Here is a 20,496-nt window from a genome sequence, read left to right as displayed (position 1 = left end):
TTTCCTTTCTTAATCCAAAAATATAGTGGTGATGTTCCCTTATCTCTCCACAACTATCATGCAGTCCGGGCACATCATTGCACAGGAGCAGCAGCCGGTGCACTTTTCTTCATCGAGAAGCTTTGCCGGGTGGTAACCCTTTGCGTTTATCTTCTCTTTATCAAGGGCGATTATATGTCTGGGACATGCGTTTACGCACATCTCGCAGCCTTTGCAGCCATCTTGATTGATGATAATTCTTGCCATTGTTCACATCTCCTTAAAAAGGTCAAAAGGGAGGCTTTACAAGCACCTCTACAGGAACAAGCCTGCCCACCGCCTCTAATTTATTTTCATTAACATACTCTTTGGGATAAGTGGTGGCAACAAGGGGCAAAGACAGAAGCTCTGCCGTTTTCTTTGCAAACTCATATCCCTCTTTAATTATTTCAGATGTGGTAAAGTTCTGAAGGTGGGTGTTGTTTATCACCCCGGTTGCCGGCAATGATGAAGCGCTTTCGATTTCTCTTAAAATCTCCACAGCCTCTTCCGGGGTTGTCGTAAGCGTTCTCTTGCCGTTGACCACATAATAAGCCTCGTAGCCTGCTTCCTTAATCTTCGAGGAAAAACGTCCCAGAGCGTAGGCTCCTGCGTCATCTCCTCCCACATCGATAATCACTGTTCCCTCTCTTACAAATATGGAATACATTGTAGCCGGAATTGACGGCAAATCAAGATTTGTATGGGAAAAGTCGCTGGCAACAATGTCTATTCCGTATTTTGCAAGTAAATCTTTGTAATCTCCGCTGCGAAAATAAGGGTTTACCACGTCCATATCTGCAATGGTGACCTTTTCGCCTTTTAAAGCCAAATCTATAGCCAAATTCAAGGACAAGTTTGTCTTTCCGCAGCCGTAATGTCCATATATGATTATTATTTTACTCATAAACCCTTACCTCTGGTTTTATCTTTTATATAAATCTTAAATCAGCACTTCTCAAGAGCCTGAGCCAAGTCCTCGATAATATCGTCAACGTTTTCAATACCTACGCTGAGTCTGATAAGGTCAGGCTGTACGCCTGCTTCGATAAGCTCCTGGTCGTTCATCTGTCTGTGTGTATGGCTTGCAGGATGAAGAACGCAGGTTCTTGCGTCTGCAACGTGAGTAACGATAGCTCCAAGCTTCAAATTGTCCATCATCTCGGAAGCTGCCTGTCTGCCGCCCTTAACGCCGAAGGTTACAACGCCGCAGGAACCGTTAGGAAGATATTTCTTTGCAAGCTCATGGTACTTGTTGCTTTCAAGGTCAGGATAATTTACCCATGCAACCTTCTCGTGGTTCTCAAGGAACTTTGCAACTGCAAGTGCATTGCTGCAATGTCTTGGAACTCTCAGGTGAAGTGTTTCAAGTCCCAAATTCAGAAGGAAAGCGTTCATCGGAGACTGGATTGAACCCAAATCTCTCATCATCTGAGCTGTAGCCTTTGTGATAAATGCGCCCTTTCCGAATTTCTGTGTATATACAACGCCGTGATATGTTTCATCTGGAGTTGTAAGTCCCGGGAATTTGTCGGCATGAGCGTCCCAGTCAAAGTTGCCTGAATCCACAATAGCGCCACCTACGCAGGTTGCGTGGCCGTCCATATATTTTGTTGTGGAATGGGTTACAATATCTGCGCCCCACTCAAAAGGTCTGCAATTTATCGGTGTTGCAAATGTGTTGTCCACAATAAGAGGAACACCGTGAGCATGAGCAGCCTTTGCAAATTTTTCTATATCCAAAACAACAAGTGCAGGGTTTGCAATGGTTTCACCTACAACGCACTTTGTGTTTGGTTTAAATGCAGCGTTCAATTCTTCCTCTGTGCAGTCAGGGTCAACAAAAGTTGCTTCTATTCCCATCTTTCTTATTGTGTGGGCATAGAGGTTATAGGTTCCGCCGTAAACTGTTGCAGAACAGATAATGTGGTCGCCTGCTTCGGCGATATTCATTACAGCATAAAAGTTTGCCGCCTGTCCTGAAGATGTGAGCATTGCGGCTACACCGCCCTCAAGGTCGCAAATCTTTGCGGCAACCGTATCATTGGTAGGGTTTTGAAGTCTTGTGTAAAAATATCCGCTTTCCTCAAGGTCAAACAAACGTCCCATTTGCTCGCTGGTTTCATATTTAAAAGTTGTGCTCTGGTAAATCGGCAGAACTCTTGGTTCTCCGTTTTTTGGCTGCCAGCCGGACTGAATGCATTTTGTTTCGATTTTCATAATACTCAACCTCCGAATAATCCCTTAATCCATGCGGTGATGAAGTCTGTTCCCCAAACAACCACTGCGACTAAAAGCAAAAATAAGACTGCGCCCAAAACTTTATATGTTGTTCGTTTTGAAGGACTCATTTCCTCTTTAATCTTATCCTTATTCTTTTCCCCTATTTCCCGGCACATTTTCTCCGCCTCGTCCATATCGAAAGTAAGCGGTTTCTCCGGGTCAATAGCGCCTATCATAACGCATGTGTCGTAAGCCTTGGTAAAAGCCGAAAACGGAACATTTATCTCTGCAAGAGATGTACCCTTTCCCGTCACCTCATCAGAGGAATACATATCATTTCTAAATCTCGGAACACAGGGAATCCCCGCATCCTGTAAAGATGCTCTTATATGTTCTCTTTCAAATCCCTCTGCCGTAATAAGATATGTTTCTTCGTTCTCGCTTTCTATACCTCTAAGAGGCTTTCCGCACTCTGTACATTCTGTATATGTATCCGAGTGAAGTCTTTTACAGCGTGGACATATTTTCATATGTTCAACCTCCCAAATCTCATTTCGCCCCATTTTGAGGCAAAACACATGCTAACTTGCAACAATAAAAATGTACGCTTATATATAATAACAAATTTTTCGGTAAATTGCAATATATATTTGTCAAAATTCGTATATTTATACATTGAAGTCCAACAAAAAGAAAAACCGCCCGAATTTTACGGACGATTCTTCATTAAGTTTTTCCTCTTTTATTTAGGTTTCTTTACCGGACATTTATCGAAAGACGGGTTAAATGCATAGAAGTTGCGCTCGTCAAGCTTATCTGTGAGTATTCTCAGGTTTTCTCCGAAACGCTGATAATGGACAATCTCACGTTCTCTCAAAAAGCGTATTGCGTCCCTTACATCATAGTCGTCGCAGAATCTGAGAATGTTATCATAGGTAGTTCTCGCTTTCTGCTCTGGCGGTACTTTAAAAATACCACCTAAATATTCCAGATAATTTCTATTATCGCCTTTCTTGAATTTTCTTCATGTCCCAACAGGGTAATTTTTTCTATAAATTCCCGGCAGATGTCGTCTGCAAACTCTTGGTTTGTTTCAAGCTTTTTTAAAAAGGAGTTTTGACCTCCCTCAGCCTTTTGTTTTTCAATATTTTCATCAAGTGTTTTTATCTGATTTTTCAAGGTGCTTTTTTCTTCCTCAAGAGCAGATTTTTCGGATTTCAGCTTTTCGGTTACTGCTAAATACTCTTCATCGCTTATAACACACGTATATTTATCCACATAGGCTTTTGCGAAAATATTTTTAAGCTTTTTTTCATTGGAAATTATGCTTTTAAGTTTGTTTTCAAGGGTTTCCTTTTGCTCAAGCTCAAAGCTTTTATCTGAGATTGCCAACTGTTCCGTATATTCTTTTCCTAAAAGGCTATTACAAATATCAATAAATTCCTTGACCGCTGTTTTTTTAAGTTTTTCTGACAATATGCTTGTTCCGTGACAGTATTTTTCTCCTAACAATCTCATAGGACAGCGGTAGTAAACCTTTTTTATACCGTTACGGCAGTGATACGACTTTTTAAGCTTTTTTCCGCAGAAGCCGCAGTAAACTATTCCTGAAAAAACATCCATGTTTTTTGTTTTGTATGCAGGATTTGCACTTGATTTTCTCATGTTCTCGGCTTTTTCCCATGTTTCTTTGTCAATAAGAGGCTCATGGGTATTCTCCACTACAAACCAGTCCTTTGGGTCTGTTTTTACTGTTTTTGATGATTTATAACTTAGACTCTTTTTCTTTCCCTGCACCATTGTGCCTGTGTAAACTTGATTTTCCAAAATTGACGACACAGTGTAGTAACGCCAATAAAAACCGTTTTCGGCTTCTGAATTTTTCCAGTTTAGGTTTTGCTGTCTTTTATAGAGTGCAGGCGTGGGAATATTTTTATCGTTTAAATATCTGGCTATATTTATTTTACTTGTACCCTCAACATACATAGAAAAAATTTTTCTCACCACCCTTGCCGCCGGCTCGTCCGGCACAAGATGGCCTTTATTATCCTTATCTTTTTTATAGCCGTAAGGGGCAAAAGCTCCTATATGCTTTCCCTTGCTTCTCAAATCATTTAAAACGCTTTTTATGCTTTCGGACAAATCCTCCAAATACCACTCGTTGACAAGTCCGTTAATCTGTCTGGCTTTTTTATTTCCCGGCACAAGGGTATCCGCTCTGTCCACAACGCCGATAAATCTCACGCCCCACAGGGGAAAGAGCCCATGGATGTATTTTTCCACAAGCTCCATTTCCCTTGTAAATCTCGATTGGCTTTTACAAAGCACAACGCTGAACTTTCCCAAAGAGGCGTCTTTTATAAGCTTTTTAAACATAGGGCGATTTCTGTCGGAGCCTGCGTAATCCTCGTCACTGTACACTCCCACAACCTGAAATCCGTTTTCTTCGGCATATGTAAAAAGCAGTGATTTTTGATTTATTATACTTCTGCTCTCCTGAAAATTCTTTTCCTTATCTCTATCCTCTTCGGAAAGCCTTACATAAACGGCCGCTTTTTCGCCGCTCATTTATTTTCAGTCCTTAAATATTTTCTTTTTTGAACGCTCCAAAATCTTCTTGAGTTTTGAAAGCAGGTTTTCTTTTCTCTGGACTGCGTCCTCTGACTTATATTTATTTGTCACTTGGGCTTCCCTATTTTTTGTTGTTTGATTCATAAGTATCTCTCCTTTCAAGACATTTTACGCAGGTAAGCCAAAAAAAATACCCCGTTTTATCTATCACGGGATAAATAAAACGGGATATGTAAATATTATTTATTGTAGTTTATATTATTTCTTCAAACCCTCAACAATATCTCTTGTATCTCTTGCGATAACAAGCTCCTCGTTAGTAGGAATGATATATACAGGAATCTTTGATGTGATGTCTGTGATGCAAACGTTCTCTCCGCTCTTTGCGCTGTCATTTGCAGCAGCGTCAAGAGAAACGCCGAGGCATTTGAGATAATTGCAGACAGCAGCTCTCAATGGAGACTGATGCTCGCCGAGGCCTGCGGTAAATACGATACCGTCACAGCCACCGAGAGCTACATAATAGCCGCCAATTGTCTTTGCAATCTGATAATAGAGCATTTCATGAGCAAGCTGAGCATGCTTGTTTCCGCTCTTTTCAGCAGATGTAACATCTCTGTCATCGCTGGAAACACCTGAAATACCCAAAAGACCTGACTTTTTATTGAGAATTTCGTTCATTTCCTGTGGAGTGAGATTTTCTTTTTCTGCAATGAAAGTTACAACAGAAGGGTCAAGAGAACCTGAACGTGAACCCATCATAAATCCGTCAAGAGGTGTAAGACCCATCGATGTATCTATAACCTTGCCCTTGTCAATAGCTGTAATTGAAGAACCGTTGCCGATGTGGCATGTGATGAGCTTGAGTTCTTTAATATCTCTGCCGAGAATTTTTGCCATCTCTCCGCTTACATATCTATGGGATGTACCGTGGAAGCCGTATCTTCTAACCTGATACTTCTCATAATACTCATAAGGGATAGCGTACATGTATGCCTTTGGAGGCATTGTTGAATGGAAAGCTGTATCGAAAACAACAACCTCAGGAACGTCAAGTCCGAAAACGTCACGGCAAGCTCTGATAGCCTGAACATGACCCTTATTGTGGAGAGGTGCCAAAGGAATAAGACTTTCAATACCCTTAATAACCTTTTCATCAACAAGAACTGATTTGCTGAACAAAGCACCGCCCTGAACTATTCTGTGACCTACTGCGGAAACCTCGTGCAAATCTGTGATTACGCCAACCTCAGGGTCTGTCAAAGCCTTTTTAACCTGCATAAAAGCAGATCTGTGGTCTGGCATTGGAACTGTATCTGTACGGCTTCTGCCGTCGAAGGTTTTATGTCCGATGAAAGAACCGTCCATGCCTATTCTTTCGCAGTTACCTTTAGCAATAACCTGCTCGTTTTCCATATCGATAAGCTGATATTTAAGTGATGAACTTCCTGCATTGATAACAAGAATTTTCACTGCAATCTCCTCCTCTGTTGAACTTATAAAAAAATTCATATATAATAAAAATACAATATAATTGTAATACAATAAGTTTAATTTTTCAAGACCTTTTTATATTCAGCAGGTAAATTTGAAGAAATAAATCGAATCGAGGTAATGAATTTTGAAAACAGCCGCAGTAATCAGCGAATATAACCCATTTCATAACGGCCACAAATATCTGAACACAGCAATAAAAGAACATTACGCCGACGCAGTTATTTCCATAATGAGCGGAAGCTTTACCCAGCGTGGCGACGTAGCTCTCCTTTCAAAATTTTCAAGAGCTAAAACCGCCCTTGAAAACGGAAGCGACCTGGTAATTGAACTTCCTGTTCCTTACGCTGTATCAAATGCTCAGATATTTTCGGAAAACGGAGTTATGGCGGCATCTGCTTTAGGCTGTGTTAATTACCTCTGTTTTGGAAGCGAATGCGGTGACACTGAAGCCATAATAAGAGCCGCAAGGGCAACCTCCGACCCTCAGGTTCAGGAACAGGTAAGACTTCACATGAAAAAGGGTGACTACTATCCAAGAGCCTTGACCACATCAATTAACGAGCTTTACGGCGAGGAAACCGGAAAAATTTTAGCCGCACCAAACAATATTTTAGGGGTGGAGTACTGCAAGGCTTTGGAACACACAGACATAATTCCAATAGCCTTTAAAAGAAAAGGAGCTGAACACGACAGTCCTGAAATTTTAGGAAATATCGCCTCAGCCTCGAAAATCCGCAGTATGGTTTTTGAAAACAAAGACACCGAGGATTATTCACGTTTTACACCGGAAATGGAAATGGCGGAAAACCCTGTATTTTTTGATATGTTTGATACGGTTATAAGATATATTTTAAAGATAACCACACCAAGCTTTTTGGCTTCTCTTCCGGATGTTTCCGAGGGTCTGGAACACAGAATACTTGCCGCCGCAGGAACCTGCTCAAGCGTTCAGGAGATAATCGAAAAGGTAAAAACCAAACGCTACACAATGGCAAGGCTTCGAAGAATTATGGTTCATCTCCTTTTGGGAGTAACTAAGGAAATTCAAAGAACGCCGCTCCCATACATCCGTGTTTTGGGATTTAACGAAACAGGACGTAAAATTTTATCAAGGGCAAAGGACACAGCCACTCTGCCAATAATTGTAAAGCCCTCGGACTCCATTAAAACCCTTGAACATGAGGCAAGAAGAGTTTTGGAAAAGGACATCCTTGCCACCGATATCAGAGAGCTTGCATTAAAAGAAAAAGGAAAATCCGGCAGGGACTTTACAAACGGACTTATTGTTATATGATAAAAGTAAAAGCGTGACACGCCATGATGTCACGCTTTTTTACATTTAGATTTCATATTTATTTCTAACATAAAGTACTGTTCCGCTGTGGATTTTTATTATAGCTTTATTTTCAGTAAAAATATTTGATATTCCTATAGGGTAAGCGGCTTTCATCCTATAGTGATTTAACGGGTATTTTGCGCCCTCATAGGACACATCCGCAGTATCACAGCCAAAAGCAAAAACGGAAAAGGTTTTTCCTTTTTGATTTTCAATAAGATATTCGCCCTCTTTTAAAGCCTTTATTTCCTCTGTAGGCGTGATTATTGAAACATCCAAATCACGCTCTAAGCCGTACAGCAAAACAGAAAGGTTTGCAAATGTGTGGTCTATTCTTCCGCCCAGGGCGCAAAGCAAAGCTATTTTCTTAAATCCCAGCTCATATGCTTTATTTACACAGGAAATTGTGTCGGTATCGTCCTTTTCCGGGTTCAGCCTTACAATTTGAGATTTATCGCTTTTTACTTCGCCATGCCATGAGTCAAAATCACCTATCCATACATCCGGAGTTAATCCCGCATTTTTTAAATGCTTCATGCCGCCGTCGGCACAGATTATAAAATCTTTTTCGGTATCTATTTCTTTTTCAAGATAAGAATTATCACAGTCGGGAGAAGCGCAGACTATTATGCATCGGTCTTTCTTATGTAGATTTTCCATAAGTTATTTTCTCTCCCATTCCTTAATGTCTTTAACCTCGTTGTACATAGCCACATAGCTATCGTGACGGGATTTCTGAATTTTACCATCGTTTACCGCCTCAATAATACTGCATCCCTTTTCGCACACATGGGCGCAGGACACAAACTTACAGCTTCCCAGATACTCTTTAAACTCAGGAAAACAGTATTGCAGTTCGTCTTTTTTTATAATCTCATAGCGTTCCAGGTCAACGGTTGAAAATCCCGGTGTATCGACGGCATAGCCTCCGTTTACCTTATAAAGCCTTGAAGAACGTGTAGTATGTCTTCCACGTCCCAGCTTTTTGCTTATATCACCTGTTTCAAGTCCAAGCTCCGGGAAAATTGTATTGAGCAATGTGGATTTTCCCACGCCGCTGTTTCCTGTAAAGGCAACAATTTTTCCCGGAAACAGGTTTGAAATCTCCTTTTTCTCATCGCCCTCAAATTTTGAAAAGGCTATAGTTTTTATACCCGAGCTTCTGTATATATTTAAAATTTCCTCACAGTCAGCCAAATCTGTTTTTGTGATAACCACAACCGGCTCAATTCCCTTATTCACAGCCGCCGCTGTCATTTTATCAATAATAAAAGTATTGGGCTTTGGGTCAACCGCCGAGCTCACAATAACCAATGTATCTATATTGGCTACAGGCGGTCTTATAAGGCTGTTTTTTCTGGGAAGAATGTTTTCTATGGCGCAGTAACCCTCCTTTTGCAGGGAAAACTCCACCTTATCACCTACAAGAGGGGAATTATTTTTCTTTCTGAAAACTCCCCTTGCCTTACATTCGTATATTTCATCTTCTGATTCAACATAATAAAATCCGCCTAAAACTGAAATCAGCACTCCTGTTTTTCTGGTATTCTCCATATTTTCTCCTTAAATCATTATTAAAATCCGGCTGTAAAATCTATTACAGCCGGAATCCTGATTAAATTAAAATTTACAAACTACTGCCTTACAGACTATTCGACATGCTCCTCGCCTGGCTCTGTTGTTGCCTGTGTTGGCGGTTCTGTTGTCGGAGGTTCCGTTGTAGGTTCATCCGTTACAGCAGGTTCGGTATGCTGAGGAACATAATCATATGACTCAGTATTTCTCACGCTCTGGTCATCGAAATTTACTTCGTAAACTCTGTACTTCTTGCCGTCAATCTCTACAACAACGCTTGATGTGCCTGTTCCCTCAAGCTCAATTGTAAATGTGCTGTTGTATGCAGGAATTACGTTGCTTCTTGAATTTGTAGTGTCAACAATTCCATCAACTACAACTCTGATATCAACAGGATTTGTTTCTGCTGCCGGAAGGTCTACATAGAACACATATGACTTGCTCTGAGGTATTCCCTCACTTACTGTAAGATTAACAACATAATCCTTTTCTACCATTCCTCCTGCAAGCGGTGACTGGTCAATAACTTCATCCTTAGGCTTATCACTGTTTTTATCTGTTGAAACAGAATATTTCAAGCCTCTCTTATCAAGCTCTTTCTTAGCATCTTCCAAAGTCATTCCTATAACATTAGGAACTTCAATATCGTTTTCTGTAGATTCTCTTACAACATAGATATTTACTACAGAGCCTATTTCAACTTCTTCTCCTACATTCGGATATGTGCTCTTTACTTTTCCTGCCTCTCCGGTTTCATCTTCGATATAATAAACCTGAGGATAGAGGTTAGCGTCTATAACCTTCTGTTTTGCAACATCTTCCGTATCTCCGATTATTGAAGGAACGGTTATAGGTGTATCGCTTCCGTTTACATAAAGAGTAATTGTAGCGTCTGCCTTAACTTTCATTGAACCGGCTTTCGGGTCCTGGTCAAGGATTTCTCCCATCTCTTTATCCTCATCATATTGTTTTTCAATCTTGAAGTTAAAGGAATAATCCGGGTTGCTCTGAACGTCCACAAGCTGCTGACCTACAAAGTTTGGAACTTCAACTTCCGGCTGGCTGTTTGAGCCCATGTTTCCAAGGAAAACAAAAAGTAATATTATAACTGCCACTACACCGACGCCTATGGATACGCCCACAGCAATAAACTTGCCTGTGTTCTTTTTTGGTTCCTTAACCGCTGTAGCTGTCGCAACAGGCTGGCGCTGCGGTTTATTTTCTGATTTTACAGTCGATGCCGGGCGCTTCTGAACCTCAGGACCTCTGTTATCGAAATCCATATTGTCAAAATCATCGCCGTAGCCCTCTTCTGCATTTGTAGGATTAGGCTGAGGACGCTGTGGCTGTGTTTTTGGAATTTTTTCAACATATCTTGTGGGCTGATTATCCACAAAACATCTGTATTCAAAGGTTATGTCAGGATTTTCCTCAAAGGTCTTTAAAGCCTGAAGCATTTCTGCGGCGCTTTTATAACGAAGACCGGTATTTTTCTGCATAGCCTTTAAGGTGATTTCCTCAAGTCCCTTTGGGATATTGGGGTTTATTTCTCTCGGCATTTTCGGTGTTGACTGCATCTGCATTATAGCTACAGACACGGCGTTTTCGGCGTCGAAAGGAAGTTTTCCTGTAAGCATTTCGTAAAGTATTACGCCTACTGAATAAATGTCTGACTGACCGTCTGTGACGCTTCCCCTTGCCTGTTCCGGTGCAATATAATGCACAGAACCTATTGCCTGGTCAGTCATTGTACGTGTGTTGTTGTCAGATAATCTTGCAATTCCAAAGTCCGTAACTTTAATTGTTCCGTCCTCTGTAAGCATAATATTCTGAGGCTTTATATCACGGTGAATTACTCCGTGCTGGTGGGCATGCTGCAAAGCGCTCAAAATCTGTGACACAAGATGTATTGTGGTTTTCCAATCCACAACTCCCTGCTGGGAAATGTACTCTTTAAGGGTTATGCCGTCGATGTACTCCATTACGATATACTGGATAACATCGCCGAAGCTTACGTCATAAACCTTTACAATATTGGGATGCGAAAGCATTGCTATCGCTTTTGATTCATTTTTGAATCTTCTGCTGAAATCCGCATTGTGCAGATATTCGTCCTTTAATATTTTTATTGAAACTTCTCTGTCGTCAATGATGTCATAGCAGCGGTAAACGTATGCCATTCCACCCACACCTATCAGCTCACGGATTTCATATCTTCCGTCAAGCCTTTTGCCTGTGTATTTATCCAAAGTTGTTTCCTCCTTTAGTATATAGCGGTTACGGTTATATTGTCATAGCCGCCCTCTGACACTGCTCTCTCCACAAGCTTTCCGACGGCTGTTTTTCCGTCGTTTTCAGTTATAATAGAGAGCATCTCAGCGGCAGACACCATATTGCTTAAACCGTCTGTACAGGTAAGTATTTTATCCCCCTGTTCAAATTCAGTTTCTATATAATCCACATCTACATCAGCGCCTACGCCCACCGCTCTGGTAATGATGTTTTTGTTGGGATGCTTTTCTGCTTCTTCCTGAGTTATCTGACCCTGTCTGACCATCTCCTGTACAAAAGAGTGATCCTCCGTAATTTGAATTATACGATTGTTTCTTATAAGATATGTGCGGCTGTCACCTACATGGGCAACATGTACCCTATGATTTATCACAAATACAAATTCACAGGTTGTACCCATACCGCTTAACTCAACATTGTTTTGAGCCATCTCAAAGACTGTTGTGTTTGCATGTTTTACAGCGTCTGTCATAAACAAGGATAGCTCCTCGTTGCTGATAATATTCTCCGGTATATCAAGTGTTTTGATCCGCTCAATAATAGCTTTTGCCGCTTCGGAGCTTGCAACATTTCCCCCGCTGGCTCCGCCCATTCCGTCGCAGACTACCGCCCAAACAATATCATCGTTGATTTTCCCCACGGAAAAAGAATCCTGATTTGTCTGACGCACCAGACCTATATCGCTTTTACCGAATATATTCAAGCTAAACTCCTCCTTTTCTTATATGTTTTCCCCTCAGCTGTCCGCAGGAAGCGTCAATATCGCTGCCGAGAGTTCTTCTAACCGTCGCAGTCACGGAGTATTTTTCTAAAATTTTTACAAATGACTCCAGTCTGTCCTTGTTGCTCTTTCTATAATCCGTTTCTACAACGTTATTTACAGGTATAAGGTTTACATGACAAAGCATGCCTTTGAGTTTTCTGCCCAGCTCGTGGGCACATTCGTCCATGTCGTTGACCTTGCTTATCATGGCGTATTCAAAGGAGATTCTTCTTTTGGTCTTTTCTGCATAATATCTGCATGCTTGAAGTAATTCTTCAACCGGATATTTTTTATTAACCGGCATTGTTGCACTTCTTATAGTATTGTTCGGCGCATGGAGCGACACCGACAATGTAAGACCAAAATTATATTCTGCAAGGTCGTAAATTCTCGGAACAAGTCCGCAGGTTGACAGAGATATATGTCTGACACCTATATTAAGTCCGTCGTCAGATGTTACAAGCTGAATAAACCTCACCACATTATAAAAGTTATCAAGAGGTTCTCCCATTCCCATAAGAACAATATTTGAAACTCGTATCTGACAATCCTTTTCTGCTTTTTCTATTTGACAAATCATTTCAGAGGGTGTAAGGCTTCTGGTAAAGCCGCTTCTGCCTGTGGCGCAGAAGGTACACCCCATTTTACATCCCACCTGGGTGGAAATACAAAGGGAATATCCGTGATGATATTTCATAAGGACGGACTCTACATATTCACCGTCATTTAATCTAAACAGGTATTTTACTGTACCATCATATAATGAAACTTGTTTTTTTTCAATAGCTGCAACAGAAATATAGCACTTTTTATTCAGTTCGTCTATAAGGCTGCGGGGAATATTTCGCATTTCTTCAAAATTTTCCACACCTTTGTTTATCCAGCCAAAAATTTGTTTGGCTCTAAACTTGGGCTGTCCCAGCTTTAAAAGCAGGTCTAAAATCTCCTGTTCATTTAAGGATTTAATATCAATCCTGCCTTCTTTGTCAAAAGCCGGCACAAATCCTTCATGTGTCTTTTCTGATGCTTTATCTATGACCGGTAGTTCTTCCCTTTGTATCATGTCTTTATCCCTTCTGCAAAAGAGCAATATAAAATCCGTCTGTTCCGTTTGTCTGTGGGAACAAAGTTATCTCGTACTCCTCTTCCTTTATCGTTCTTTTTATATCCTTTGGAAGCTCTAAGGCTTTTCCTGAAAAATTCTTGTTTTCTTCTAAAAATCTTTTTACCACATTGGTATTCTCCAAAGGATTGAGGGTGCAGGTTGAATAAACCAGCTTTCCGCCCTCTTTTAAAAGCTTTGCGCTTTCTGAAAGTATCTTATATTGTATATCAGTTAAATTTTCATCATACTGGTTATCTTTATATCTTATTTCCGGCTTTCTTCTCAAAATACCCGTACCGCTGCATGGCACATCGCATAAAATTACGTCTGCCGGTTTTTCCTCTTTATTCTGAGGATTTGCGCCGTTTCTCACAGCTGTTTTTATTATATTAAGTCCCAATCGTTTTGCGCCCTTTTCAATAAGCCTGAGCTTATGCTCGTAAAGGTCAAAGCAATAAAGCTCACCTTCGTTTTCCATAATCTCTGCCATTGAAAAAGCTTTTCCTCCCGGAGCAGAGCAGATATCGTAAACCACATCGCCCCTTTTAGGATTTGCCGTCAAAGCGCACAGTGTGCCTGCGCCATCCTGCACATGGAAATATCCCTCTTTAAAGGATTTTAAATTTTCTATTGAACCTGAAAACTTAATATTGAGACTTTGAGGAATTAAGTTTCTTTCGGCTTTTACGCTCTCTTCTTCAAAGATCTTTATAAGCTCCTCTAAAGTAATTTTCAATGTGTTTACTTTTACAGTCACAGGCGGTCTGCCCTCAAGGGATTTAAGCATATCAACTGTTACGTTGTATCCGTAAGCATCAAGCCATTGGCTTATAAGGCTCTCAGGACAGGAATACTTAACGCTTAAATATTTTCCCCTTTCATTTTCAGGTGGCAGACTGTATTTTTTATCTGCCCTCACAAAATTTCTCAGCACAGCGTTTATAAAACCGCAGGACTTCATAAGTCCTTTCTTTTTTGCGATTTTAACGCTTTCGTTGACCGCCGCACTGTCGGGAACCTTATCCATAAAAAGCATCTGATAAATTCCCATTCTGAGAATTATCAATGTCTTTATCTCTATTTTTCTCATAGGCAGATTTGAATACTGCCTGATTATATAATCTATTGTAATCTGTTTTTCCAAAACACCGTAAACTATTGCTGAAACAAAGGCGCTGTCAAGTCCTGAAAGTCCGCTTTCTTTCAGCATTGTATTTACAGCGATATTGGAATAAGCCTTATCCTCAGACACCTTATAAAGTATATTAAACGCCAAGGTTCTGGGATTTATAGAACTGTTCTGCGTCATCATTATCTCCTTCTGTTATTGGCGATAACAATAAGTCTGAGAAGCTGGAGAACAGATGTGAGTGTTGAGGCAACATAAGTCATCGCAGCAGCCTGCAAAACCCTTTTTGCTCCGTTGTATTCCTCGCCGTAAAGGAGATTTGTGTTTTTAATACAAGCCAAAGCTCTGGCAGATGCGTTAAACTCTACAGGAAGAGTCACTATTGTAAACAATACAGCCGCACTGTAGAAAATTATTCCCAATGTCACTACAAAGGAATACTGAACCGGCAAAATCAATCCAACAATTACCAAAATCCAGCCCAAGGATGAGCCGATATTTGCAGCTGGAAGGATTGCGCTTCTCAATTTATTTGGAAAATATCCCACCGCATGCTGAACAGCATGACCTGCCTCGTGGGCGGCAACACCTACAGAAGCGATAGATGAATTCATATATACATCCCTTGAAAGTCTTATAACATTTGTTCTCGGATCAAAATGGTCGGAAAGCTTTCCCTCAACCATTTCAATTCTAACACCGGTTACGCCGTTGCTTCTCAAAACATATTCAGCCGCCTGCGCTCCTGTCATTCCTCTTGAGTTCATTCTCTGAGAATATTTAGCGTAGGTTGTCTGTACATTGGCACTGCATATAATTGAAATTATAAGGCATGGTACTACAAACACAAGATATGTCCAGTCAAAATATAAAAAAGGCATTTTCTATTCTCCTTTTGTTTATGAAAATCTGTCACCTACATTAAGTCTGTGACCCATGAGAAAATCTTTGCTGTTCATTCTCTTTTTGCCCTCAAGCTGAAGCTCGAGAATTTCAACCGCACCGTCGGAACAAGCCACCACAAATGGGTTAAGGGAGATTATTTCTCCGCAGTCACCTTTTTTACCGCTTACGCTGTTAAGCAGTGTTTTGTGGATTTTTACTTTTTTTCCGTTAAGCTCAGCCACAGCTACAGGCCATGGTGAAAGACCTCTCACTTTATTATGGACTTTATCAGCACTTTGATTCCAGTCTATGCGGCACATGGATTTATCAAGCATGGAAGCGTATGAGCTTTCCTCGTCCTTTTGCTTTGTTCTTGTTACAGTTCCATCTTCCAGTTTCTTTATTGTTTCGGAAAGAAGGTCTGCGCCCATAACTTTCATTCTGTCGTAAAGCTCTCCGGAGGTTTCGTTTTCTCCGATTTCGGTTTCAGACTTCAAAAGCATATCGCCTGTATCAAGTCCCACGTCCATATACATTGTGGTAATTCCGGTTATTTTATCTCCGTTTAATACCGACCACTGTATTGGGGCAGCTCCTCTATATTTAGGAAGCAATGAACCGTGTACGTTTATACAGCCGTAAGGCGGCAAATCGAGGATTTCTTTAGGAAGAATTTTTCCGAAAGCCACAACCGCAATGAGCTGAGGTTCAATCTTTTTAAGTATTTCAAGGGCTTCGCCGTCTTTCATGGATTTTGGCTGGAAAACCTCAATGCCGTGTTCCATGGCGCACACTTTTACCGGAGGAGGCGTCAATGTATATCCTCTGCCCTTTGGTTTGTCCGGCTGAGTAAATACCGCCGCCACATCATGACCGTCGCTTACAAGTCTTTCAAGGCATGGAACGGCAAAGTCCGGAGTTCCCATAAAAACTACTTTCATAAATTATCTCCATTTCAAAACTGTTTTATAATTTCAGTAAATCAGTCGCCCAGTTCTTCCGGTCTTAACATTCTTTGAACTATATCCTTGAATATAATTCCGTCAAGGTGGTCAAGCTCGTGGCAAAATGCCTTTGCCAAAAGTTCCTTGCCCTCTTTGGTAAACTCGTTGCCGAATCTGTCCTGAGCCTTAACAGTTACAAACATCGGGCGGCTTGTAATTCCGTACTCACCAGGGCAGGAAAGACAGCCCTCTGCGGAAATCTGCTCGCCGGCTTTCATAATAATCTTTGGGTTTACAAGCTCGATAACACCATCGCCCACATCAATTACCACAACTCTTCTGATTATACCTACCTGAGGAGCTGCAAGGCCTACGCCGCCTGCCTGGTGCATGGTTTCTGCCATATCGTCAAGCAAAGTCCAGAGGTGCTGGTCGAATTTTTCAACGGGACGGCACTTTTTTCTCAGTACCTCGTCGCCCTCTTTTACTATATTTCTAATTGCCATTTTTCATCATCCAATCCAATAAAATCTTTCAAAAATCAATTTGCTTATTCTTCATACTCTATATTGACAGGGGATTCATGTCGGCAAAAATTCTCACGCCTTTTCCCCTGTTGTTGGTTCTTCCAAATTCGCAGAGCATCAGGGTTATCAGACTTCTGGTTTCCCTGTTGTCCCTGCATTTTATAATTATATTGTATCTGTACTTGTTGTTTACCTTTGTCACCGAAGATGGCGACGGCCCTAAAACTCTCATGGGAATATGACTGTAGCGAAGTCTTGCGGTTTCCGCCAAAGACTTGGAAAACTCCATAGCTTTCCGCCTTACGGCGTCATGGTTTAATCCCACAAAGCCTATATAACAGATATCCGCAAAAGGCGGATACAGCATACCTCTGCGTATCTCTATTTCGCTTTGATAAAAAGCCTCATAGTTCTGCTCTGCAGCAAGGTAAATTATGGGGTTATCGGGAGTAAATGTCTGTATAACCGCTCTGCCCTTTTCCTCTCCTCTTCCGCTTCTTCCAACCACCTGGGTCAGCAGGGAAAAGGTCTTTTCATAGCTTCTGAAATCGTCGGAATAAAGCATGGTGTCCGCATTTATTACTCCCACCAATGTGACCTTCGGAAAATCAAGACCTTTAGCCACCATCTGAGTACCAACCAGTATATCGTAATCCCCAGCGGCGAAAGCCGATAGCTTTCTTTCGTGGGAATACTTTCCCATGGTGGAATCTGTATCAAGTCTTAAAATTCTCGCCGACGGAAAAAGCTCCGCCAGCTCCTGTTCAACACGCTGAGTTCCTGCACCCGAAAACCTCAAACCATCCTGATGACAGGACGGGCATGTGTTGGTATAGGGTATTGAGTACCCGCAGTAATGACACATAAGCCTGTTGTTGGCGCTGTGAAAGGTCAATGATATTGAACAGTTGGGACAGGTTACAACCTCTTTGCACCTTGTACACGCCACAAAGGTGTTGTGACCTCTTCTGTTTAAAAGCAGTATGGACTGTTTTCCGTTTTCAAGATTCTTTTCTATCTCCAGCGCAAGTCCGGAAGAAAAGTTTCCGAAATTTCCCTCTGCTGTCTGAAGGTTCATATCTTCAATCATAACATCCGGCAAAACCGAGGTTCCGTATCTCTCTTTCAGCATCTCCAATGAGTAAGTGCCGTTTAGTGCATGATAATAGCTTTCAACCGACGGCGTTGCCGAACCCAGCAGAAGCAGGCTGTTGTTCTTTGTACATCGAAATTTTGCAACCTGACAGGCGTTGTATCTTGGGGTGCTTTCGGATTTATATGTGTGCTCGTGTTCCTCATCCATAATGATAAGACCTATATTTCTAAGGGGCGCAAAAACCGCAGACCTTGTGCCTACAACTATTTTTGCATCGCCTCTCAGCACTCTTTTATACTCGTCAAGCCTTTCCCCTAATGACAATCGGCTGTGAAAAACAGCCACGTCGCTGCCGAAAAGCTTTTCAAACTTTTCGGTAAACTGAGGCGTCAATGAAATTTCCGGAACCATAAAAATTACGGTTTTTCCGTCTTTCAGAACGCTGTCTATAAGTTTAATATATACCGAAGTTTTTCCCGAACCGGTAACTCCGAAAAGCAGTGTTACCGACGGTTTATCCTCTTTAAATCTTCCGTATATATTTTCAAAAACTCTGTTTTGTTCCTCTGACAGGGTCATTTTCTTTTCCGGCAATCCGGTGTTTACAGACACTTTTTTAGGTGTTCTGAAAACCTCTTCCTCGTAATAATAGGCTATGCCCTTTTTCACAAGGGCGTCGGCTACCGCAGTTGTAACCCCTGTATAATAGCAAATTTCCTTTACCGATGCGCCCTTGCACATTGATAATATTTCAAACACCGCTTCCTGTTTTTCGGTAAGTGAGTCCTCATAATCAAATGCGTCATCGGTAAGCGCCATACACTTTACGGTGGCATCGGCGGTTTTCCTTTTGGCTTTTTCTGTTTCAAGAACCAGTCCCTCACGGCAAAGCTTTTCAAAAACCTCTTCGGCGTCCTTTCCGAAAGTATCGGCAACTTTTTCCTTTTCAAGTCCCTTGCTTTTAAAAATTGCAAGGAGTATATTTTTTTCTTCCTGTGAAAAATCTTCAAGGCTTTCCGATTTTACAAGCTTTTCGCCTTTTTCCGAAAGCTTATAGTACAGCTTCATTTTGAACATAAGGCCTGCCGGAAGCATTGCCTTTACACCTTCAAAAATTGTACAGAAGCATCTGTCCTTTATAAAAAGGGCAAGTTCCAGCATTTCATCGGTTAAAACCGCTGTCTTATCTAAAACCCTTCTTATTTCCTTTAAGTTTTCCATATCGGAAGCTTTCGCTTTATCCACCGAAAAAACCATTGCCTGACGCAGGCAGTTTCCCTTTCCAAAGGGAACATAGACACGTCTGCCCTTTTCTATGGACTTTTCAAGCTTTTTCGGCACTCTGTAATCAAAAAGTTTATCAAAGTGGTAAACTGTCTTTTCAACGGCAACAGCCGCTACAAGAGAGTAATCCTCTTCTCTATTATTCCTCATCTGTGTCAGGCTCTAAAATATTGTATCTGTGCTGTTTGAAGTCCTCAATAGCCAAAAGCACAGGCTTATCTTTTGTTACAATCTCATTTTCATTAAAATATGTTGCAATCTCACGTGCTCTCTTTGCAACACCTATTACCAATGCGTATCTGCTCTTCTTTCCGCTGAACATATCATCTACTGAAACCTTATGCATACTTATTCTCCTTTTTATTCTTTAAATTATAGTATAGTCTTATTCTGTGTTGTGGCTGTGAAATTCATGTTAAAATATCACTTTGCACGTTCATTTTTTACAATATTGAGTATTTCCTCAACTGCTCTGTCTATGTCGTCGTTTACAACATTGTATTTATACTCGTTTGATCTTGAAATCTCTCTTAAAGCGGTATTGAGTCTATCCTGAATTACTTCTTCTTTCTCTGTGCCTCTTCCTCTGAGTCTTTGCTCCAAAACCTCTATTGACGGAGGAAGCAGGAAAATGCTCAAACAATCCGGATAAAGCTCTCTTACCTGCTCAAATCCCTGAACCTCAATCTCAAGAAAAACATTCTTGCCGTTTTTGAGATTTTCTTCAACCGGAGCTTTTGGACTTCCGTAATAGTTTTTGCAGTAGCATGCGGACTCCAAAAAAGCGTCCTCTGCCATCATGCTTTTAAACTCCTCAACAGAAATATAGTTGTAGTCAACTCCGGCAACTTCACCGGCTCTCGGAGCTCTGGTGGTCATAGAAACCGAAAGCCAGTTGTTTGGGTCTGCTGCAAGAATTTTTTTCATTACAGTTCCCTTGCCGACTCCTGACGCTCCGGTAAATACAATCAAAACTCCCTTGTTTACAGTATTGTTAGTCAATCTGCTCAGCTCCTTCTTCATTTCTGTTTCCAATAGTTTCAGGGGAAATGGCTGACAGTATGATGTGGTCGCTGTCGGTTATAATAACAGCTTTGCATCTTCTGCCGTAGGTAGCGTCTATCAGTGTTCCCTTGGCTTTTGCGTCCTGTACAATTCTTTTTATAGGCGCAGAGTCAGGAGAAACCACCGCAACAATCCTTGCAGATGACACTGTATTGCCAAATCCTATATTTATAAGTTTCATTATTT

21 protein-coding genes and 1 pseudogene are annotated in these 20,496 nt (G+C 41.2%); 1 reads left to right on the top strand and 21 read right to left on the bottom strand.

Annotated elements, in window-relative coordinates; all coding sequences use genetic code 11:
- Nucleotides 1-39: 39 nt before the first annotated feature.
- From B5F08_RS02795 to B5F08_RS02765, 8 genes and pseudogenes are all read right to left on the bottom strand, one after another.
- Nucleotides 40-246, bottom strand: coding sequence for a 4Fe-4S binding protein (locus B5F08_RS02795; RefSeq protein WP_087376303.1), 207 nt, complete (start codon nucleotides 244-246; stop codon nucleotides 40-42).
- 22 nt (nucleotides 247-268) lie between these two features.
- A complete protein-coding gene (locus B5F08_RS02790; RefSeq protein ID WP_087376302.1) occupies nucleotides 269-925 on the bottom strand; it encodes a nucleotide-binding protein in 657 nt (218 codons plus the stop codon).
- Nucleotides 926-966: 41 nt separating this feature from the next.
- Nucleotides 967-2,238 carry an O-acetylhomoserine aminocarboxypropyltransferase/cysteine synthase family protein gene (locus B5F08_RS02785; protein ID WP_442856054.1) on the bottom strand — a complete coding sequence of 424 codons (1,272 nt, stop codon included), beginning with the start codon at nucleotides 2,236-2,238 and terminating at the stop codon, nucleotides 967-969.
- Nucleotides 2,239-2,243: 5 nt separating this feature from the next.
- Nucleotides 2,244-2,771: a hypothetical protein gene (locus B5F08_RS02780; RefSeq protein WP_087376300.1), complete on the bottom strand. Its 528-nt coding sequence runs from the start codon at nucleotides 2,769-2,771 to the stop codon at nucleotides 2,244-2,246.
- Nucleotides 2,772-2,983: 212 nt separating this feature from the next.
- A pseudogene (locus B5F08_RS02775) lies at nucleotides 2,984-3,196 on the bottom strand (manganese catalase family protein); the annotation flags it as partial.
- A gap of 23 nt (nucleotides 3,197-3,219) precedes the next feature.
- Nucleotides 3,220-4,809: a recombinase family protein gene (locus B5F08_RS02770; protein WP_087376298.1), complete on the bottom strand. Its 1,590-nt coding sequence runs from the start codon at nucleotides 4,807-4,809 to the stop codon at nucleotides 3,220-3,222.
- A 6-nt stretch (nucleotides 4,810-4,815) separates the two neighbouring features.
- The gene (locus tag B5F08_RS13215) at nucleotides 4,816-4,956 is read right to left on the bottom strand and encodes a hypothetical protein (RefSeq protein ID WP_158096192.1); all 141 of its coding nucleotides are present in this window, start codon (nucleotides 4,954-4,956) and stop codon (nucleotides 4,816-4,818) included.
- A gap of 114 nt (nucleotides 4,957-5,070) precedes the next feature.
- Complete coding sequence (locus B5F08_RS02765; protein ID WP_087376297.1) at nucleotides 5,071-6,285, bottom strand: acetate/propionate family kinase; 1,215 nt, start codon at nucleotides 6,283-6,285, stop codon at nucleotides 5,071-5,073.
- A gap of 148 nt (nucleotides 6,286-6,433) precedes the next feature.
- Between B5F08_RS02765 and B5F08_RS02760 the strand changes: the two genes are divergently transcribed.
- Nucleotides 6,434-7,603, top strand: a complete 1,170-nt coding sequence (locus B5F08_RS02760; protein ID WP_158096191.1) for a tRNA(Met) cytidine acetate ligase — start codon at nucleotides 6,434-6,436, stop codon at nucleotides 7,601-7,603.
- 45 nt (nucleotides 7,604-7,648) lie between these two features.
- Here B5F08_RS02760 and B5F08_RS02755 read toward each other — a convergent pair whose 3' ends face one another.
- The 13 genes from B5F08_RS02755 to B5F08_RS02695 form a co-directional block, all read right to left on the bottom strand.
- Nucleotides 7,649-8,305 carry a thiamine diphosphokinase gene (locus tag B5F08_RS02755; protein ID WP_087376295.1) on the bottom strand — a complete coding sequence of 219 codons (657 nt, stop codon included), beginning with the start codon at nucleotides 8,303-8,305 and terminating at the stop codon, nucleotides 7,649-7,651.
- 3 nt (nucleotides 8,306-8,308) lie between these two features.
- On the bottom strand, nucleotides 8,309-9,199 hold the full coding sequence (gene rsgA / locus B5F08_RS02750) for a ribosome small subunit-dependent GTPase A (RefSeq protein WP_087376294.1): 891 nt from the start codon (nucleotides 9,197-9,199) through the stop codon (nucleotides 8,309-8,311).
- A 95-nt stretch (nucleotides 9,200-9,294) separates the two neighbouring features.
- A complete protein-coding gene (gene pknB / locus B5F08_RS02745) occupies nucleotides 9,295-11,469 on the bottom strand; it encodes a Stk1 family PASTA domain-containing Ser/Thr kinase (RefSeq protein ID WP_087376293.1) in 2,175 nt (724 codons plus the stop codon).
- Between the two features lie 14 nt (nucleotides 11,470-11,483).
- Nucleotides 11,484-12,215, bottom strand: a complete 732-nt coding sequence (locus B5F08_RS02740) for a Stp1/IreP family PP2C-type Ser/Thr phosphatase (RefSeq protein WP_087376292.1) — start codon at nucleotides 12,213-12,215, stop codon at nucleotides 11,484-11,486.
- Between the two features lies 1 nt (nucleotide 12,216).
- Nucleotides 12,217-13,338, bottom strand: coding sequence for a 23S rRNA (adenine(2503)-C(2))-methyltransferase RlmN (gene rlmN, locus B5F08_RS02735; RefSeq protein ID WP_087376291.1), 1,122 nt, complete (start codon nucleotides 13,336-13,338; stop codon nucleotides 12,217-12,219).
- Nucleotides 13,339-13,342: 4 nt separating this feature from the next.
- Nucleotides 13,343-14,692, bottom strand: a complete 1,350-nt coding sequence (rsmB, locus tag B5F08_RS02730) for a 16S rRNA (cytosine(967)-C(5))-methyltransferase RsmB (RefSeq protein WP_087376290.1) — start codon at nucleotides 14,690-14,692, stop codon at nucleotides 13,343-13,345.
- Nucleotides 14,692-15,390 (bottom strand): zinc metallopeptidase, encoded by a 699-nt coding sequence (locus B5F08_RS02725; protein ID WP_087376289.1) that lies wholly within the window; start codon nucleotides 15,388-15,390, stop codon nucleotides 14,692-14,694. The genes rsmB and B5F08_RS02725 overlap by 1 nt, the downstream gene beginning before the upstream one ends.
- 18 nt (nucleotides 15,391-15,408) lie before the next feature.
- Nucleotides 15,409-16,335: a methionyl-tRNA formyltransferase gene (gene fmt / locus B5F08_RS02720; protein WP_087376288.1), complete on the bottom strand. Its 927-nt coding sequence runs from the start codon at nucleotides 16,333-16,335 to the stop codon at nucleotides 15,409-15,411.
- A 41-nt stretch (nucleotides 16,336-16,376) separates the two neighbouring features.
- A complete protein-coding gene (gene def / locus B5F08_RS02715) occupies nucleotides 16,377-16,844 on the bottom strand; it encodes a peptide deformylase (protein WP_087376287.1) in 468 nt (155 codons plus the stop codon).
- 58 nt (nucleotides 16,845-16,902) lie between these two features.
- A complete protein-coding gene (gene priA, locus B5F08_RS02710; protein ID WP_087376286.1) occupies nucleotides 16,903-19,395 on the bottom strand; it encodes a primosomal protein N' in 2,493 nt (830 codons plus the stop codon).
- On the bottom strand, nucleotides 19,385-19,591 hold the full coding sequence (gene rpoZ / locus B5F08_RS02705; protein ID WP_087376285.1) for a DNA-directed RNA polymerase subunit omega: 207 nt from the start codon (nucleotides 19,589-19,591) through the stop codon (nucleotides 19,385-19,387). Before rpoZ ends, priA begins: the two co-directional genes overlap by 11 nt.
- Before the next feature lie 77 nt (nucleotides 19,592-19,668).
- Complete coding sequence (gene gmk / locus B5F08_RS02700) at nucleotides 19,669-20,247, bottom strand: guanylate kinase (RefSeq protein ID WP_242968219.1); 579 nt, start codon at nucleotides 20,245-20,247, stop codon at nucleotides 19,669-19,671.
- The gene (locus B5F08_RS02695; protein WP_087376283.1) at nucleotides 20,240-20,491 is read right to left on the bottom strand and encodes a DUF370 domain-containing protein; all 252 of its coding nucleotides are present in this window, start codon (nucleotides 20,489-20,491) and stop codon (nucleotides 20,240-20,242) included. Before B5F08_RS02695 ends, gmk begins: the two co-directional genes overlap by 8 nt.
- Nucleotides 20,492-20,496 lie beyond the last annotated feature (5 nt).

The organism is Anaeromassilibacillus sp. An172, assembly GCF_002160515.1.
Taxonomy (GTDB): Bacteria; Bacillota; Clostridia; order Oscillospirales; family Acutalibacteraceae; genus Limousia; species Limousia pullorum.
Note: the sequence above shows the minus strand (reverse complement) of the source record. Positions and strands in the feature narration are given on the sequence as shown.

What these genes read in the sequence shown, in the direction of transcription:
- B5F08_RS02795 (WP_087376303.1), bottom strand. Translation starts at nt 246, where the DNA reads ATGGCAAGAATTATCATCAATCAAGATGGCTGCAAAGGCTGCGAGATG.
- B5F08_RS02790 (WP_087376302.1), bottom strand. Translation starts at nt 925, where the DNA reads ATGAGTAAAATAATAATCATATATGGACATTACGGCTGCGGAAAGACA.
- B5F08_RS02785 (WP_442856054.1), bottom strand. Translation starts at nt 2,238, where the DNA reads ATGAAAATCGAAACAAAATGCATTCAGTCCGGCTGGCAGCCAAAAAAC.
- B5F08_RS02780 (WP_087376300.1), bottom strand. Translation starts at nt 2,771, where the DNA reads ATGAAAATATGTCCACGCTGTAAAAGACTTCACTCGGATACATATACA.
- B5F08_RS02770 (WP_087376298.1), bottom strand. Translation starts at nt 4,809, where the DNA reads ATGAGCGGCGAAAAAGCGGCCGTTTATGTAAGGCTTTCCGAAGAGGAT.
- B5F08_RS13215 (WP_158096192.1), bottom strand. Translation starts at nt 4,956, where the DNA reads ATGAATCAAACAACAAAAAATAGGGAAGCCCAAGTGACAAATAAATAT.
- B5F08_RS02755 (WP_087376295.1), bottom strand. Translation starts at nt 8,305, where the DNA reads ATGGAAAATCTACATAAGAAAGACCGATGCATAATAGTCTGCGCTTCT.
- rsgA (WP_087376294.1), bottom strand. Translation starts at nt 9,199, where the DNA reads ATGGAGAATACCAGAAAAACAGGAGTGCTGATTTCAGTTTTAGGCGGA.
- rlmN (WP_087376291.1), bottom strand. Translation starts at nt 13,338, where the DNA reads ATGATACAAAGGGAAGAACTACCGGTCATAGATAAAGCATCAGAAAAG.
- rsmB (WP_087376290.1), bottom strand. Translation starts at nt 14,692, where the DNA reads ATGATGACGCAGAACAGTTCTATAAATCCCAGAACCTTGGCGTTTAAT.
- B5F08_RS02725 (WP_087376289.1), bottom strand. Translation starts at nt 15,390, where the DNA reads ATGCCTTTTTTATATTTTGACTGGACATATCTTGTGTTTGTAGTACCA.
- fmt (WP_087376288.1), bottom strand. Translation starts at nt 16,335, where the DNA reads ATGAAAGTAGTTTTTATGGGAACTCCGGACTTTGCCGTTCCATGCCTT.
- def (WP_087376287.1), bottom strand. Translation starts at nt 16,844, where the DNA reads ATGGCAATTAGAAATATAGTAAAAGAGGGCGACGAGGTACTGAGAAAA.
- priA (WP_087376286.1), bottom strand. Translation starts at nt 19,395, where the DNA reads ATGAGGAATAATAGAGAAGAGGATTACTCTCTTGTAGCGGCTGTTGCC.
- rpoZ (WP_087376285.1), bottom strand. Translation starts at nt 19,591, where the DNA reads ATGCATAAGGTTTCAGTAGATGATATGTTCAGCGGAAAGAAGAGCAGA.
- B5F08_RS02695 (WP_087376283.1), bottom strand. Translation starts at nt 20,491, where the DNA reads ATGAAACTTATAAATATAGGATTTGGCAATACAGTGTCATCTGCAAGG.